Source organism: Hydrocoleum sp. CS-953, from assembly GCF_002260545.1.
Taxonomy (GTDB): Bacteria; Cyanobacteriota; Cyanobacteriia; order Cyanobacteriales; family Microcoleaceae; genus Trichodesmium.
The window spans coordinates 1-1370 of record NZ_LGSU01000034.1; the positions used below are offsets into that span (position 1 = coordinate 1).

At 38.7% G+C, this 1370-nt stretch carries 1 protein-coding gene; it reads left to right on the top strand.

Annotated features, from left to right (window positions below):
• The first annotated feature begins 33 nt into the window (after positions 1–33).
• Positions 34–855 carry a tetratricopeptide repeat protein gene (locus AFK68_RS00140; protein ID WP_094670684.1) on the top strand — a complete coding sequence of 274 codons (822 nt, stop codon included), beginning with the start codon at positions 34–36 and terminating at the stop codon, positions 853–855.
• Positions 856–1370 lie beyond the last annotated feature (515 nt).

Consider the following 1370-nt stretch of genomic DNA (forward strand, 5'->3'; position numbering starts at 1 on the left):
ATTTATATTTTTACCACTCTAACTAAATTATCAATGCCACACTTAATTCGCAAATTTTTCATAACCATCCTTTTATTCTCTCTATTTTGTCTGAGCAACCCATCAAATGTAATGGCTGCCACTCAACCACAAAATATTACCCCCACCCAATTAGAAGAATTAGACAATCTATTTAATCAAGCCTTAGACGCCAGTAATAACGGTGACTTTACCAACGCCGAACAATTATGGACTCAAATCCTCGAACAATATCCCGACAACCCCGCCATCTGGAGCAACAGAGGTAATATCAGACTTAGCCAAAACAAAATAGAAGCAGCCATATCTGATTATGAAAAAGCAATAGAAATTGTACCCTTAGCACCCGATCCCTACCTAAATCGTGGTATTGCTTATGAAAGACTCGAAAAATGGTCAGAAGCGATCGCTGATTATAACCAAGTTATAGAATTAGACCCAACAGATCCAGTTGCCTACAATAACCGTGGCAATGCAGAAGCAGGATTAGGAGAATGGGAAAAAGCGACTGAAGATTATAAAAAAGCTTCCGAGTTAGCTCCCGAATATGCCTTTGCTCGTGCCAATTATTCTCTAGCTCTTTACCAAATAGGAGAAACTCAAAAAGCTATAAAAACCATAAAAGGTCTCGTTCGTAAATATCCTAACTTTGCTGATATGCGGGCAGCTTTAACAGCTTGTCTCTGGGAACAAGGCAAAAAAGGAGAAGCAGAAAGTAACTGGGTAGCTGCTGTAGGATTAGACCCCCGGTATCAAGACCTTGATTGGGTCGCTAATATTCGTCGTTGGCCACCAACATTAGTTAATAGTTTGCAGAAATTTATCAAAATAGAATAATCATATCAGTAGGGGTTTGGAAACCAAACCCAGCGTTGGTAAACCGAGCTATAAAATAATTGCGAGGGTGTTATTAAGAAACCGGGTTTGTTAGAGAAAGATGTCAGTGTGTATCTGCATCTAATACAAACCCGGTTTCTAGGTTTCTAGAAAAATCATAGCCACCCATCACCAACATCAAATGTTTTTATAGTGAGCTACTCAAATGAAAATTGCTGTAAGTCTGACCAAGAATATACGTTACCACAACAATGAATGGGGGTTTGGAGACCAAACCCCTACGGATGAAACAAAAAGCTAAAGCAAGAATTTAACTTCTAAATTCTGAATTCTTATTATTTGTGGCAAGCATACAATGAATGGGGGTTTGGAGACCAAACCCCTACGGATGAAACAAGAAGCTAAAGCAAGAATTTAACTTCTAAATTCTGAATTCTGAATTCTTATTATTTGTGGCAAGCATACAATGAATGGGGGTTTGGAGACCAAACCCCTACGGATGAAACAAGAAGCTA